The sequence below is a fragment of the Streptomyces mirabilis genome (genome assembly GCF_018310535.1).
GTDB lineage: Bacteria > Actinomycetota > Actinomycetes > Streptomycetales > Streptomycetaceae > Streptomyces.
Window position 1 is genome coordinate 7,559,529 of the sequence record NZ_CP074102.1, and the last position, 13,835, is coordinate 7,573,363.

At 68.4% G+C, this 13,835-nt stretch carries 13 protein-coding genes and 2 pseudogenes; 7 read left to right on the forward strand and 8 right to left on the reverse strand.

Features of this window, described 5'->3' with window-relative positions; translation table 11 throughout:
* Nucleotides 1–153: 153 nt before the first annotated feature.
* Nucleotides 154–1,174, reverse strand: a pseudogene (locus SMIR_RS33455) (MFS transporter); the annotation flags it as partial.
* 92 nt (nucleotides 1,175–1,266) lie between these two features.
* Nucleotides 1,267–2,304 (reverse strand): DUF8017 domain-containing protein, encoded by a 1,038-nt coding sequence (locus SMIR_RS33460; RefSeq protein ID WP_212727746.1) that lies wholly within the window; start codon nucleotides 2,302–2,304, stop codon nucleotides 1,267–1,269.
* Nucleotides 2,305–2,471: 167 nt separating this feature from the next.
* On the opposite strand from SMIR_RS33460, the gene SMIR_RS33465 reads away from it, so the two are divergent.
* Nucleotides 2,472–2,639, forward strand: coding sequence for a hypothetical protein (locus tag SMIR_RS33465; RefSeq protein ID WP_422664480.1), 168 nt, complete (start codon nucleotides 2,472–2,474; stop codon nucleotides 2,637–2,639).
* A gap of 144 nt (nucleotides 2,640–2,783) precedes the next feature.
* Entirely contained in the window at nucleotides 2,784–3,236 is a 453-nt protein-coding gene (locus tag SMIR_RS33470) for a DUF4442 domain-containing protein (protein ID WP_075032493.1), read from the forward strand.
* A 307-nt stretch (nucleotides 3,237–3,543) separates the two neighbouring features.
* On the opposite strand, the pseudogene SMIR_RS33475 reads toward SMIR_RS33470, so the two are convergent.
* The 4 genes and pseudogenes from SMIR_RS33475 to SMIR_RS43745 form a co-directional block, all read right to left on the reverse strand.
* Nucleotides 3,544–4,646, reverse strand: a pseudogene (locus SMIR_RS33475) (integrase core domain-containing protein).
* A 412-nt stretch (nucleotides 4,647–5,058) separates the two neighbouring features.
* Entirely contained in the window at nucleotides 5,059–5,304 is a 246-nt protein-coding gene (locus SMIR_RS33480) for a Smr/MutS family protein (RefSeq protein ID WP_075032492.1), read from the reverse strand.
* 413 nt (nucleotides 5,305–5,717) lie between these two features.
* The gene (locus tag SMIR_RS43740) at nucleotides 5,718–6,539 is read right to left on the reverse strand and encodes a transposase (RefSeq protein ID WP_249938507.1); all 822 of its coding nucleotides are present in this window, start codon (nucleotides 6,537–6,539) and stop codon (nucleotides 5,718–5,720) included.
* Complete coding sequence (locus tag SMIR_RS43745) at nucleotides 6,440–7,237, reverse strand: IS110 family transposase (RefSeq protein WP_249938508.1); 798 nt, start codon at nucleotides 7,235–7,237, stop codon at nucleotides 6,440–6,442. Before SMIR_RS43745 ends, SMIR_RS43740 begins: the two co-directional genes overlap by 100 nt.
* 385 nt (nucleotides 7,238–7,622) lie before the next feature.
* Between SMIR_RS43745 and SMIR_RS33490 the strand changes: the two genes are divergently transcribed.
* From SMIR_RS33490 to SMIR_RS33510, 5 genes are all read left to right on the forward strand, one after another.
* Nucleotides 7,623–8,171 (forward strand): 8-oxoguanine DNA glycosylase OGG fold protein, encoded by a 549-nt coding sequence (locus SMIR_RS33490; protein WP_168489900.1) that lies wholly within the window; start codon nucleotides 7,623–7,625, stop codon nucleotides 8,169–8,171.
* Between the two features lie 52 nt (nucleotides 8,172–8,223).
* Nucleotides 8,224–8,490 (forward strand): hypothetical protein, encoded by a 267-nt coding sequence (locus SMIR_RS33495; protein WP_168489899.1) that lies wholly within the window; start codon nucleotides 8,224–8,226, stop codon nucleotides 8,488–8,490.
* A 645-nt stretch (nucleotides 8,491–9,135) separates the two neighbouring features.
* Nucleotides 9,136–10,914 (forward strand): flavin monoamine oxidase family protein, encoded by a 1,779-nt coding sequence (locus SMIR_RS33500; protein WP_212727747.1) that lies wholly within the window; start codon nucleotides 9,136–9,138, stop codon nucleotides 10,912–10,914.
* A gap of 665 nt (nucleotides 10,915–11,579) precedes the next feature.
* A complete protein-coding gene (locus SMIR_RS33505; RefSeq protein WP_168489897.1) occupies nucleotides 11,580–11,837 on the forward strand; it encodes a hypothetical protein in 258 nt (85 codons plus the stop codon).
* Between the two features lie 36 nt (nucleotides 11,838–11,873).
* Nucleotides 11,874–12,641, forward strand: coding sequence for a bestrophin-like domain (locus SMIR_RS33510; protein ID WP_248002847.1), 768 nt, complete (start codon nucleotides 11,874–11,876; stop codon nucleotides 12,639–12,641).
* A gap of 262 nt (nucleotides 12,642–12,903) precedes the next feature.
* Here SMIR_RS33510 and SMIR_RS33515 read toward each other — a convergent pair whose 3' ends face one another.
* A complete protein-coding gene (locus SMIR_RS33515; RefSeq protein ID WP_212727748.1) occupies nucleotides 12,904–13,362 on the reverse strand; it encodes a type II toxin-antitoxin system VapC family toxin in 459 nt (152 codons plus the stop codon).
* Between the two features lie 8 nt (nucleotides 13,363–13,370).
* Nucleotides 13,371–13,580, reverse strand: a complete 210-nt coding sequence (locus SMIR_RS33520) for a hypothetical protein (RefSeq protein WP_168489895.1) — start codon at nucleotides 13,578–13,580, stop codon at nucleotides 13,371–13,373.
* Nucleotides 13,581–13,835 lie beyond the last annotated feature (255 nt).

Genomic DNA, 13,835 nt, shown 5'->3' on the forward strand with positions numbered 1-13,835 from the left:
GCATGCGGACGAGGGGCCCGTCGGCTTGTGCGGAGCCACGCTGTACGAGCTGCGACCGCACACCAGCGACCAGTTGCCAGGTTGACTTCCGCGGGCTGTCCCAACAGGTCCCATCGGTTCTACGTGCGTGCTCTCGCAGTGGTCTCTCGTCCAGTAGCGAGGTCATCCACGACACCCCGAAGACCTCGATCGCCGCACCGCTCACGAACATCACGGCACACAAGGGACCCACCGGGACCGGCACCGCGAGCGCGGCGGCCGGGGCGGCCAGCGGGAAGACGCAGAGAGTGCCCGCGAGCAGGAGCCGGCGCGGCTTCCAGCGGGTCATCAGCAGTGCGCCGCCGACGGTTCCGGCACCGAACGCGCCGAGCGCGAGCCCCCACGGCCCAGGGCCGCCGAGACTGTCCCGGGCGACCAGCGGACCGTAGACCGCGTCGGCGGCGCCGACGACCGCGACCACCACGGAGAACTGGGCGACGATCGTCCACAGCCACGGCCGTCCGACGAACTCCCGCCAGCCTTCGCGGAGATCGGAGAGCAGCCCGCCGCCGGGTTCGCGCGGCGGGATGTGACTCACGTCGAGGAACGACCGCAGGGCTCCGGCGACCGCGAACGCCACCGCGTCCACGGCGAGCACCCAGCCGGGCCCGACCACGGCCACCATCGCCCCGCCCAGGGCCGCGCCGCCCAGGCCGGCGCCCTGCATCGCCATCCGGAACATGGCGAAGGCGCGGCCGGCCTGCTCCCCGCTCACCGAGGACATCAGCATGCCCTCGGCCGCCGGGCTGAAGAACGCCTGCCCGGTGCCGCCGAGCGCGGACAGCAGCATCATCTGCCACAGCCGCGCCTCGCCGGCGAGGACGAGGACCGCGAACACCGCCTGCGAGACGCAGTTCAGGGCGTTGGCCGTGACCATCACCCGATGGCGCGGCAGCCGGTCCGCGACCGCTCCGCCGATCAGCAGGAAGAGCACCAGCGGCAGCGTCCGAGCCGCCGCCACCAGCCCCACGTCACCCCCGTTGCCGCCCGCCTCGAGCACCGCGAACGCCGAGGCGATCAGCGCGCCCTGGCTGCCCAGGTTGGTGACGACCGCGGCGGCGGTCAGCAGGGTGTAGTTGCGGCCCGCCCAGGAGGGGCGGCGGGAGCGGCGGGAGGCGTCGGCGGCGGAGCTCACCGGCCGACTATCGCCGCCGCGGTCCCCGCTTGCCAAACCGTTTGCGCGAGGACCGGGCACCGTCCGGCAGCCCGTCCCCGTATGGCGTGGGCTCAGGAACCCGTCGGGGTACCGTGCAGACGTACCGTGCTGAGGATCTTCCGCACGGTCGCGTCCGGGACCTCGTCACTGACACCCTTCGCGCCGTAGAACGACCAGGAAACGAAGTCGCCCGCCGAGTTCTTGAAGCCGAACGAGGTCGCAGTGCCGTCGGAGTCGCACTTGCCCTTCTTGGGGACACCGACCGTGTACGACGTCGCGACGCTGCCCTTGATGCCCGAAGCCGTCGTGTACGGCTGGGGCTTGCCGATCTTCAGCAGCTTCTCCGAGGCCTTCGCCTGGTCCGTGTAGCCGCCGAAGGCCCAGGCGGCCGAGTCGCCGCGGGCGATGGTGTCGGTGTTCTTGGCGCCGCTCTCCCCCTTGGTGCCGGCCGCGGCCAGTGCCGTGTCGTCCGTGCGGCCGTCCTTGTTGTCGTCGGACGTGCACCACTTCTCCTTGAGGAAAGCGGGCGCGGACATGCCGATGTATGCGGAGCCGTCATTCTTCTGCTCGTCGTCGAAGCCGATGAACGTGCCGGGCGTGCGGACGTTCCAGTCCGGGGGGACGTCGAAGGCGGTGCCCCATTTGGGGTTGATGACGACCTTCCAGCCCGCGATCGTCGGCTTCTCCTCGTTGGTGCCGCGCGGGTTGTCACCGCTTCCGCTCGCGCTGGGGGACGTGGTGGCGGACGCGCTGGGCGATTTGGACGCGTCCTTGCCCGCGTTGTCGTCCTTCTTGTCGCCGCCCAGGACGAGGAAGCCCGTCACGCCGGCGGCCACGACCACGGCGGTGGCCGCCGTGATGGCGATGACCTTGGTCCTGTTTCCGCCACCGCTCGGTGGCTGGGGCGCGCCCGCGGTGGCCGGCGTTCCCCACTGGGGCTGCCCCGGCTGGGGTCCGTAGAGGGCCGGCTGCTGCCCCGGCTGCGGGTGCCCAGTCTGCTGGTATCCGGGCTGCTGATACGGATTCGGCTGCTGGTAACCCGGCTGCTGGTACGGGTTCTGGTCCTGCGGGTTCTGCTCGCCCCCGGGCGGCTGCTGTCCTGGCCACATGGGCCACAACCCTAGTGGCGCCTGTGACACGTTTCGGTCACCGGAGCTCGTCAGCCATGTACCGGTCAGGAATCGGGGGCGCACTTTTTCGATTTCTTCACACGCGGCGACGGAGATCGACCGGTGGGTGCCTGTCAAGATTATCTACTCGTGGGTAACGTGCAGGTATGAGCGCAGACCGGATGACGATCGGCGAGATGCTCGCCGCCACGGTGCCGATGGCCCGGACGCTGAACCTCGAGTTCATGGAGACCACACCGGAGAAGGCCGCGGTGGCCCTGTCGGACCAGAGCGACTTTCACGACCACGTCGGAGGGCCGCGCGCCGGAGCGTAACGACCCATACCCACACGCCCGCGTTCCGTGTCGAGTTGAAGAATCCGATTGTGGAGCGGGTGCGTGACCCTAAGGGCTTCTTTCGGGCCGGGGCGGAGCGCGAAGGGCTGGTCAGCCCTACTACTCACCGGTAACATCTCACTCATGACAGTTGAAAGCGCCTCGATGGGCGAAATGCTGGCCGCCGCTGTTCCGATGGTGCGGACCTTGAACCTGGAGTTCGTCGAGGTCACCCCGGAGCGGGCAGTGCTCCGGCTCCCGGACCAGCCGGACTTCCACAATCACATTGGCGGCCCCCATGCGGGCGCCATGTTCACCTTGGCTGAGTCCGCCAGCGGTGCCATCGTGCTCAAAGCCTTCGGCGACCAGCTCTCTCGTGCGGTGCCGCTCGCGGTGCGGGCCGAGATCGACTACAAGAAGCTGGCCATGGGGCCGGTGACGGCCACGGCGACCCTGCGCCGCCCGGCGGCCGAGGTCATTGCCGAGCTCGACGCGGGCGGGCGGCCGGAGTTTCCGGTGGGCATCGCCATACAGCGCGAGGACGGGGCCATCACGGGTGAGATGACGGTTGTGTGGACGTTGCGGCTCAACGGGTAACGGGCAGGAATGATGTCTGGGAGCTGTCGCCGGTCCGGAGCTGAACCTTCGGGTCGGGACCGGCAGCAGCCGGAAGCCGCGGACGATGCGCCTGCCGGAAGCCGCGTACGGACCCTTGCCCTCACCCCGGGTTGTGGTTCCACCCTCGCGATCGTCGTCATCGCCGTTGGCTCGGCCGTACTTGCCTTCATTGACAACGGGTCGGCACCTTTCACGCTCACCGACACCGGTGCCACCTGCGAGGGCACCGGCTACTACCACGAGTACACGGTCAAGGGTGCGGGTGCCGATACATCATCCGGCCTGGTCAAGCGGCACGTTGGTACTCATGAAGGGTTGGGCTGAGTCGGTCTCGTCGGCGGACCTCCAGGTACCTGATCCGTGCTGGCACGCTGATCGGTTCGGGTAGCGGTCGGAGCGGTGCGACTTGGTCCAGGGCTCGATGCGGCCGATGCCAGTTGTAGAAGGTCTCGAACTCGTGGGGCGCACGCAGGAGGTGGCTCTGGTTCCAGATCAAGGTGCGGTTCAGGAGCTTCCTGCGGTAGGTCTGTATCCAGCGCTCCACGATGGAGCTCATTCGGGGTATCTGTATGCCGGTGGTGACGACTGTCAGTCCGGCGTCGGCCAGCAGGGCGTCGAAGGCCTGCGTGAACTTCGAGTCGCGGTCGCGGATCAGGAATCGGGCCTGGCTGCCCGCGTCCTCGAGGTCCATGAGGAGATTGCGTCCGAGCTGCACGATCCAGTCCGCGGTGGGGTGAGCGGTGGCGCCCAGGATCCGGATGCGCCGGGTGGCGTGCCCGATGACGGCGAAGACGTACAGACGCGCCCCGGTCAGGGTGCGGGTCTCGAAGGGGTCGCAGGCGAGCAGCGCGTCGGCCTGGCTGCGCAGGAAGTCGGCCCAGGTCGTGCTCTGCCGTTCGGGCGCGGGTGGGATGCCGTGCTCGCGGAGGATCTCCCAGACGGTGGAGGCGGCGACCTTGATGCCCAGCGCCGCGAGCTCGCCGCGGATCCGGCGATAGCCCCACGAGGAATTCTCGTGAGCCAGGCGCAGGACCAGGGTGTGGATCGACCGGACCGTGGGTGGGCGTCCGCGCCGCTTCGGTACGCAGGTGGCGGCATGTCGTCGCTTGAGCAGGTTGCGATGCCGCCACATGATTGTGTCCGGGCGTACCAACAGCAGGAGCTGGCGCAGCTTCTCACTCGGGAGGTGGTGGAGCGGCCGACGAGGACAGCGCGGTCGGTGTCCGTGAACGTGGGCTTGCTTTGCCGACCTGGCGTTGCAGATATGAGCAGTTGATGCCGCAGGACAAGGCTCTCGATGTCTTTGTCCCGGTCGCTCATCGGCAGCAGGCGCAGGAGCAGGAGCGCGAAGGTGTTCGTGGCCGCGAGATAGACCAGGCGTAGCAGCACGAGAGGCCATGATGCCGTCGATGCCCGGTGCCGGCGAAGCCTCTGACGCGATCAGCGGACGCGGTCGGAGCGCGGGAGCCAGGGCCCTGACCTGGACGGACGAATTATCGGCACCCGCAGACCTGGGCGGATGAGTTATCGGCAGGCGCAAGGCCGGAATGTCGGGGGGCAAGGCCGCCGGGACTTGGACGGCCAAGGGTTCCCGGACCGGTTCCGGCACCCCAAGGAGCGGCAGGCTCGGCATGCCCCGCCGTCGGTCGTAGCGCTCAGCCCACCCCGCCGTTGCCTCGGAGGATCTGGCCGCTCCAGTGGCGGGCCGAAGCCGTGGCCTGCCACCCCGTGACGATCGCCGGCCCCGCGTGACCCCTGCGGCTCCACCAGCGCACGGTGTCCGTCGCGTCCGCCGGCGGAGTCATCGGAGGTGGACCAGGACCCGGCCGACATTGGTCGCATCCGTCTCCACGCGGACGTAGAGCTTTTTGATGTGCTTCTGCGCCAGCACGGCCAGCACCCGCTTCTTCAGCTGGCCTGTCCCCTTGCCCGGGATGATCTGCACGACGTCGATCCCGGTGGCGGCCGCCTTGAAGAGGGTCTGGCGCAGCGCGACATCGATGTCGCGATTGTTGCGGAAGATCGGGTGCAGATCCAGCGTGAGCAAGGCAATCGCCTCCGATGCGCTCGGTCGCCGCGGCCGACGCCGGGTCCCCGTGGGCTCGTCGTACGGTCGCAGCGTACGTCATCCTCCCGACCCTCGTCCCACCCCGCGGGTCCCGGACTTCGGTGGGTACGGCCGGAATCGTGTTGGCGTGGCTGAGCCCCTGGACGGTCCGGAGGAAGACAGTCGTCGGCGTCCCGGGGGCAAAGCCCGCTTGGAGGCGAGAACCATGTGATGCAGGACGGGGTCTTCATCAATCTGGTCGCCCTCTTCGGCGGCTGAGCGACCGGGCTCTCCTCGGCGGACGAGGCGAGCCGACCTGACACGCTGACTACCTGGAGCAGCCATCACGACTGACATCCCCGACACCGGCCACTCCACCTCGACGTTCGACGACGTTGGCCAACTGCTGGCCATCACCGACGTCTGCGGCGACACGCTGAAAAGGGGCAAGTCGACCTCCTCGACCCGCCATTTGCCATGTGGGCGACAGCAGCGGTAGCGCCTACACCGAGAAGGATCTCGGCTACGACTGCCACGGGGCAGATTCCGAATGGACGCCGGCGAAGTGTTCTCCACGATCTGCATGTCTCATCCGAAAATGGACCGACCGCGAGGCGCGCGTCAGCGGCCTGTGAGCGAAGTACGACGGGCCGAACCGTGCCCTCGTTATGCGGCGGGCTCCAGGATGACGGTGAAGCCAAGGGCCTCGAGTTGGCGGATGTGGTTGCGCTTGCGGCGTTCGGGGTCGATGCGGGTGTCGTAGTAGTCGGATCCCAGGTCCCGGAAGCGGTGTCTGGGGTCGAGAGCAGGTGCCAGATCACGACCAGGAGAGAGCGGCCGACTGCGACCAGGGCCTTCTTCCTGCCGCGGCGGCGGCCGATGCGGCGGTAGCGCTCGCCCAGGAAGGTGTCGGTCTTGCCGGCGGCGGTGGCGCAGTTGCCCAGGACTCGCGCCAGGTAGGAGTTGCCGTGGCCGGTGTTGCCCCGGCCCTTCTTCTTCCCTGCGGACTCCTTGACGCTGGGCGCGAACTTCGCCCAGGAGGCGAGGTGGGCGGCGGTGGGGAAGCGCGTCATGTTCAGCCCGATCTCGGCGATGATCACGCGGGCGGCAATCGGGTTGATGCCGGGGATCTCGCTCAGCCGGGCGATGGCGTCGGCGTAGGGGGCGACCTCGGCGCCGATCCGTGTGTCCAGTGCGGTGATGTCGGCGTCGATGGCGTCGATGCGGCCGAGCATCTTGGTGAGCAGGAACGCGTGGTGGTCGGTGAACTTGCCGGTGAACGCCTCCTCCAGCGCGGTGAGCTTGGCGCGCAGGCGCTGGCGGGCGTACAGGCCAGGATCTTGGGGTCACGCTCGCCGGCGATGAGCGCGGCGAGCATGTCCCGGCCCGACGAACCGAAGACGTCGCTGGCCACGGTGCTGAGCTTGATCTGGGCGTCCTCCAGGAGCTTCTCCACGCGTTGCTTCTCGCTGGTGCGTGCCGCCACCAGGTCGGTGCGATATCGAGTGAGGTCCCGTAACGCGCGGATCTCGCGGGGCGGTACGAAGCTGGGGCGGATCATCTGCCGCTCGGCGATCTTGGCCAGCCAGACCGCGTCGAGTTTGTCGGTCTTGGGGCGCCCTGGCAGGTGCTTGACGTCCTTCGCGTTGACCAGCCACACCTCGAAGCCGGCCGCCTCCAGGATGTAGAACGCGGGCCGCCAGTAGTCGGACGTGGCCTCCATCACCACCCGGGTCACCCCCAGGCAGCGCAGATGGTCCGACATCCTCAGCAGGGAGCGGGTCATCGTCGGATAGGTCACGACCTCCTGCATGCGCCGCCCCGGCGACCCATCGCGGGGAACCCGGGTGCAGCACACGACCTCGGCCTTGCCGATGTCGAGCGCGGCCACCCGCTCGATGATCTCTTCCGTGTCCTGAGTCTCTTCGAGCACCACTGCCTCCTCGGTTCCCGGGCAGCTGCTGCCTGTGGGAGCCAAAGGGCTGATGGGAAGTCTCATCCTCGTGCTCGAAGCAACATTGAAGGCGCCCGTTGGCTGGCTCCCCGCGCCCGGCTCATGAACGATCTCGAAGGTCACAGACATCACGGCGTCAACAGGCAGCAACCGCAACCATTTTCCGCCCGGAACGGGCGTCGCCGCAGGGGATCCGGTGGGCTCATGAGACATCGAGCTGCCCGGCGCGTTCAGGCCTGAGGCGGGCTGTGCGGGGTCGCGCACTTCATCGTCTGTCGGGTTCGCTTAGACATCAGCGAGTAAGTTGCTCGTGACGTGGATCAGACCCTGCTGCTGGGAGCATCTTGTCGGAGGGGAGTCGCTGGTGGGACGGCAGGATCTTGCGGACGTACTGGATGGGGAGATGCTGCGACGGCCGTTGCCGACCGCAGCGGTCACCGCGTTGGTCGCGTGGCTGAATGGGGCCGGCGCTCGATACGCCGTCGGCACCGGCGGGCACGCTGTGGAGTACGTCCCTGCTCACTGGTCGGCCATCGAGCCGTGGCCAGCGCGATTGGCCGAGCGAGCCTGTGCCCAGATTTGTACGGTCAGTCGCGAGCGGGTCGTTGCAGCGGTACGGGAGACTCTGGCGCGCGAGGACTGGGCCGAGGCCTTGGTGGCATCGTACGTGTGGGGGCAGGGCAGAACTGGCTACGGTCCGTACCGCTTGAAGGAGATCCTGGGGACGTCGGGAGTCGGCGATGTGCTGGCGCAGGCCGGTCACGCTTTTCGAGAGGAGGGCGCCGTCGGGGCCTATCGCGTTCTGAACGGAGCGGTGCAGGGGCTCGGGCCTGCGTTCTTCACCAAGTACCTCTACTTCCTCGATGCGGGTATGGACGGTGCGGGTGCCGAAAACTCCATCCATGGCCTGTGACCTGCAGATCCTCGCGAACGGCCGTTGATCGCTGGGTGGGCCTGTCAGGGTGGTGGATCGTGCTGTTGCGCTGCCGTACCTCGCCGTGTCGAGCGTGTTCGCCCTCATATGGCTGCTGCCGATGAGCGCTGTGGACAAGGACATCGAGATATTGATGCTGCGTCACCAGTTGACTGTTCTGCAGCGGCAGATCGACAGGCCGCGCGTCACCCTGGCGGACCGCGCTTTCCTGGCCGCGCTCCTCCACCGGCTCCCCAGGCCCAGGCTGCGGCAGTTGCATCTTCTCGTTGAGGTTCCCCCGCTGTGCGGGAGGTGCTGATCAGCTGGTCAGGGCGGGTTGGCGCCCGAACGTGACCGTCAGACCTGGGCCGCGTTCTTGCGAGGCCAAGCCCACGCGATCTTGGCCTGCGACTTCTTCACCGCCACGCCTTGAACGGTGCGACGCTGTACGTCTTCGCCGTGATCGCCGACAGCACGCACGCCGGACCCGGATCGCTCTGCTTGCCGCGTCGTTCGGGCGGAGCGCGGTTTCAGCCACGGCGGCGCACAACCGCTGCACGGCCGACCGGACTTCGGGCGGGGCGAGGGCGTTCACCTCGTCCGCCGTGCGGCGCGGCCGTGCGCCGGTCGTCGTCGACCGATGGCTTGATGTCGTCGTCGCGCCTGCGAGAACCCGGCGTACGCGGGGCTTGCTTCGGGATCCGACTGCCCGCACACCGGTGAACGGCGGGCTCGCGCGAGCCTCCGGTGTGTCATCTCACGGAGAAATCCGTCGTGCTCGCGACGTTTCTGCAGATGCCGTCCGAGTTTGTGCGTGAAGTACCGTAGCCGTCGGGAGGAAGGGCAATTCGAATTGCAAGGATGATTATCCTTATTAAGGTTTGACCGGGGGTGATGGCGAATTCCTGCCATATTGGTTCCGCGCCGATGACAGGTACCCGGGCGCCCGCCTAGCGTATTCGTCGTGACATCTGAAACGTCTCAGGGGACGGGGCGGCGCGGATTCCTCGGCGCCGCCGCAGCCCTCGCCGCCGGGACCGCCGCCGCCACTTCCTCACTCAACGCCCTCTCCGTGGCCAGGGCCGCCGACCGGGCCACGGATACCAGTCGCGACCTCGCCCGTAAACTCCTTCTGGTAGGGGACCGCGGAGAGGATCTGAAACTTCGCTATCTGCGGATCCTCATCGACCACGGCCTTCCCAAAACGACCCATCCGAAGAAAATCCTCATCGTCGGGGCCGGAATTTCCGGACTGGTCGCCGCCGCCCTGCTCAAGGGAGCCGGTCACCACGTCGTCATCGTCGAAGCCAATGGAAACCGCACGGGCGGTCGCATCAAGACCTTCCGGGGTGTTTTCTCCAACAAGGCATTGCACGCCGAGGCGGGGGCCATGCGGCTCCCGGATTTCCATCCGATGGTGCTGGCGCTCGCCGACAAGCTCGGCGTCAAACGGCACCTTTTCTACAACGCGGACGTCGCCCCCGGCGCCCGCGGCGTCGGGACCGTTCCGCCGGTGGTCTACAAGTCGTTCACCGGGGAGATCTGGAGCAACGGCCGGCCGACGGATTTCCGTGCGCCGGCGGCCACCATGCGCAGCCTCATCCAGGTCAACGGATTGCGCGTGTCGCGCGGCGACTACGCCCACGCGCCGGGCGCGGTCAACCGCTCGTTCGGGACCTCGGTGGCCACCACCCTGTCCGCGGCCGTCGACGAGGCGCTGAAGCCGGTGACGGTCGCGCAGACCGGCGGCATCGACACCCAGATCGCCGGATGGGCCAAGGTCATCGACGACTTCGACAACTACTCCACGCACCGCTTCCTCGTCGAGCACGCCGGCTGGGAGCTGGCCAAGGTCGAGGCCGCCGGGACGCTGGAGAACATGACCTCGCGGCTGCACTATTCGCTCATCCCGACGCTGATGGACCGCGCCATCATCAATCCGACCTCCCGTTACTGGGAACTGGAGGGGGGAACGGCGTCCCTGACCGACAAGCTCACCGAGTCGTTGAGCGGCGTCATCCGCTTCAACCGGCGGATGACCAAACTCACCCAGACGCCCAGGGGCGTGCGGATCGAGACGACCGCAGAAACCGGCAGCGAGGAGTCCTGTGACGGCGCGCCCAACGCCCCGGTCCAGACATTCGAAGCCGATTACGCGATCGTCACCGCGCCCTTTTCCGCACTGCGGTTCTGCCACTTCCAGCCGGCCCTGTCCTACCCGAAGCGGCGCGCCATCACCGAACTGCACTACGACTCGGCGACGAAGGTGCTGCTGGAGTTCAAGACCCGCTTTTGGGAGAAGGGCGCCCAGGGCTTCACCGGCGGCGGTTGCGTCTCCGACAGCCCCAACCGCTTCACCTACTTCCCGTCCCTGGTCGAGGGGTCGCGGGGCGGGGTGGTTCTCGCCTCCTACACCTGGTCGGACGACGCCATGCGCTGGGACTCGCTCACCGAGGGCGAACGGTACGCGTTCGCGCTGGACAACCTGGAGCGGATGTTCGGCCCGCAGGTGCGGCGCGAGTTCACCGGCGTGGGGGCCACCCAGTCCTGGACACGGGCCCGTTACGCCCTGGGAGAGGCGGTCATCTTCACCCCGGGACAGCTCCACGAGCACCACGCCGCCACCCGGACCGTGGAAGGACGCGTCCACTTCGCTGGCGAGCACACCAGTCTCAAACCTGCCTGGATCGAGGGCGCGCTGGAAAGCGCGGTCCGCACCAGCCTGGAAGTGAACGACCGTTGAGGTGCCCTCCCCATCGCCCGCCGCCGTCGGTCGCGCCGACGGCGGTGGCGAGCCCTCTGGCTATGGCGAGCCCCTTGGCGGCGCCGAGTCCCGCACCCCGCGTGGTGCGGGCGCCTGACGGCGGCCACGGACGGCGGTTCGCCGCCGCGGTGCTGCTGGGTGTGGTGGTCAGCGTGGCCGGTGCTCTTCCGGCTCACGCGACCGGCACGCCCGGTGCTCCTCCGGCTCAGGAGTCCGGCACGCCAGGTCCGGACAGCCCCGTAGGCGTCCTGCCCGGACCTCAGGCGGCATACGGCGGATCCGGCGGCGTACTCCACGGCTCGGGTCCTGGGGTCCATGTGTCGCTCGGATGCTCGCGCGCCCCCTCGGGCGGCTCCGGGTGCGCGGTCGTCGTGAGGATCTGCGACGGCGACGGGCGCATGGTGTTGTCCATCGTGGTCGTTGAGGGCGACGGGGGTGTCCCCGGCCGTGGCGGACCGACGGGAAGCGGATTGTCCGTCGCGGTCGGCGGTCGGTGCGCCCGACGGGGCGGCCCTCCACCCCGGCCCCCGCAGCCTCCCGTGCCGCCCGCGCCGAGACCGGTCCCGCCCCCGACCAGCCCTTCACCCCCGCCTCAGCCGCCGCGGCATCCCGTGCCCGTGCGGCCCGTCCCGCCTCGTCAGCCGGTGCGGCACGTCCGCCCGGTGCGGCCCGGCCCCGCCGTCTCCCCGCCCGCCGTCAACGCACCGGTGAACGTCGTCCCCCCTTCGCCACGGCCGGGTGAGCCGCCGCGGCGGGTGATCAACCCGCAAGCCGTCCAGCAGTCCCCCTATCCGCGTCCCGACGACTCGGGGGCGTGGTGGCTGCTGACGATGACGGCCGTTCTCCTTCCCGCCGTCATCGCCGCCGTGGTCTCTTCCGGCTTCGTCGGCCGCCGCCGCTGACCGCTGCGGCCGCAACCGCACACTTCGGAGCATGTCATGTCCATGTACGTCCTCAGCTTTCTCGCCACGCTCGGCGGCGTCCTGTTCGCCTTCGTCACCGCCAAGCTCCTCGGACGCGGCCAGCGCGCAGCGAGCGGTGAGTTCAGCGGCCAGGCGCTCTCTCTCATCGGCGGTGTGCTGCTCAGTTCGTTCGTGCTGCTCACGGGCTTTCAGGTGGCCGGCAGCTGGTCGACGCTGAGCACCGCGCGGGCCCGTACTTACGACGAGGCCCGCGCGCTGACCGACACCTACTGGGCGGCGGGAAGCCTGTCCGACCCTGGCCGGAACACGGTGCGTACCCTGCTCAAGCGCTATACCGGCGACGTGAAGAGCGTCGAGTTCCCCGCACTCGCCCAGGGCCACACCAGCATGGAGGCGTGGCACGCGCTGGACAGCGTACGAGCGGCGCTCAACGCGGCACCCGCGCCGCGACCGGAGCAGCAAGCGGCGAAGTCCGCGGCCCAGTCCAACCTGGCGACGGTCTACCAGACCCGTGCCGACCGCGCCGCGGAGGTACGGGCCGGCTTCCCGCGGATCGTCTGGGTCGCCCTGCTCGTGGCCGGTGGCTTTCTGATCGCCTTCCCCGCGGTGCTCGGGCTCGCCTCCCATCCGCGCAACCTGGTGGGTCTGTGCTTCGTCGGCGCCGCGGTGGCGTTCGCCATCTGCCTCACCGCCCAGCTTGACCACGCCTTCCAGCCGCCGTTCGCCGTCCGGCCGACGGCGTTCTCCTTCGCCGAGACGCGCTTCCGGCAGATGGACGGCTGACTGGACGAAGGGCCCGCGAACGCCCGGTCACACTCTCATGCCCAGCGCATGCCTACTCATGTCCAGCGCATGCCGAGCGCCGTCAGCGACCGGGCCCGTTCCGGGGTCAGTCTGTCGCGACAACGCCCACTGCTCGTCCGATAAGTCACTCGGATACGGTCTTCACTCCATGCCCCGCATCTCGGCATGTGCATGCCGAACAGCTGGCCTGTACGACGGTCAGTACCACGAACGAGCGATCGCGAACCGGGAGAGAAGGGACTTAACGCCCTCTGAGGCCTTGATCAGGAGTGACCTGCACGGATGAAGTTATCGGCACGCACGGGACCCAGGGCGGCAGGGTGAAGTAGTCGATGCCGCGTGGGCGGACGGCGCGGAAATGATCGTCGATGGTGGCGATCTCGCGGATCCGCAACCGTTCGGCGACAGCGATCACGGAGGCGTCGGCTGCGCCGAGGGGGAAGTCCCGGAACTGGCGCATCAGCTCGACGATCCGCTGCGTGTCCTGCGGGGTGATGCCCTCCTGTCGGTAGTGGCCGTCGCCGACGGTTTCCATGAACTGGATCTCCGCTCGAGCCCCGGCGAACTTCTGCAGGAGGTAGGTGACCACGTACGGGGTGACGACGAACGGGTCGGAGCGGCTGTTGAGCAGGTCACGCATGCGCGTATGGTGCTTGTCCCGCTGGTTCATGGCCGCCACCAGGACATTTGCGTCGATCATGAGCATGGTCAGGCGGATTCCCCGTACAAGTAGTCGTCGACTCGCTCACTGAGGTCCTCGGGGCCATCGAAGACGGGGAGAGCCGCCAACCGGGGAGCGGGAGTCTCGTCCGGTTCCACCAGGCGCAGCAGTGCTCGCCGGGCCTCGTCGGCCTGGTCCGGGGTGAGGCGCTCCACGAGGGCGTGGAGCTCAGGGTAGTGGTCGTGGGCGACGCTCATGGTGCACCGTAGCGTCGCCCACGGCGGTGTCACCGGCGATTCGCTGTCGTGTGCGCGACCGCAGAACGGGCGGCTCAGTCCTCCCGTTCCGCTGCTGGATCCATGCTGGATCCGTGGCGCCCAAATAGCGTTTTAGCAGGTCACAGGGGTGCGATCGATGTTCCGCTTCAACGTTTAGTGGCCGCCATTGTGTGGATGCGGTGATTTAGCAAACATGCAGGTCAGGTGGGGTCGGCCCGAGTTGGGGTCGGCCCC

What these genes read in the sequence shown, in the direction of transcription:
- SMIR_RS33460 (WP_212727746.1), bottom strand. Translation starts at nt 2,304, where the DNA reads ATGTGGCCAGGACAGCAGCCGCCCGGGGGCGAGCAGAACCCGCAGGAC.
- SMIR_RS33465 (WP_422664480.1), top strand. Translation starts at nt 2,472, where the DNA reads ATGAGCGCAGACCGGATGACGATCGGCGAGATGCTCGCCGCCACGGTG.
- SMIR_RS33470 (WP_075032493.1), top strand. Translation starts at nt 2,784, where the DNA reads ATGACAGTTGAAAGCGCCTCGATGGGCGAAATGCTGGCCGCCGCTGTT.
- SMIR_RS43740 (WP_249938507.1), bottom strand. Translation starts at nt 6,539, where the DNA reads ATGCTCGGCCGCATCGACGCCATCGACGCCGACATCACCGCACTGGAC.
- SMIR_RS33510 (WP_248002847.1), top strand. Translation starts at nt 11,874, where the DNA reads ATGTCCATGTACGTCCTCAGCTTTCTCGCCACGCTCGGCGGCGTCCTG.
- SMIR_RS33515 (WP_212727748.1), bottom strand. Translation starts at nt 13,362, where the DNA reads ATGATCGACGCAAATGTCCTGGTGGCGGCCATGAACCAGCGGGACAAG.
- SMIR_RS33520 (WP_168489895.1), bottom strand. Translation starts at nt 13,580, where the DNA reads ATGAGCGTCGCCCACGACCACTACCCTGAGCTCCACGCCCTCGTGGAG.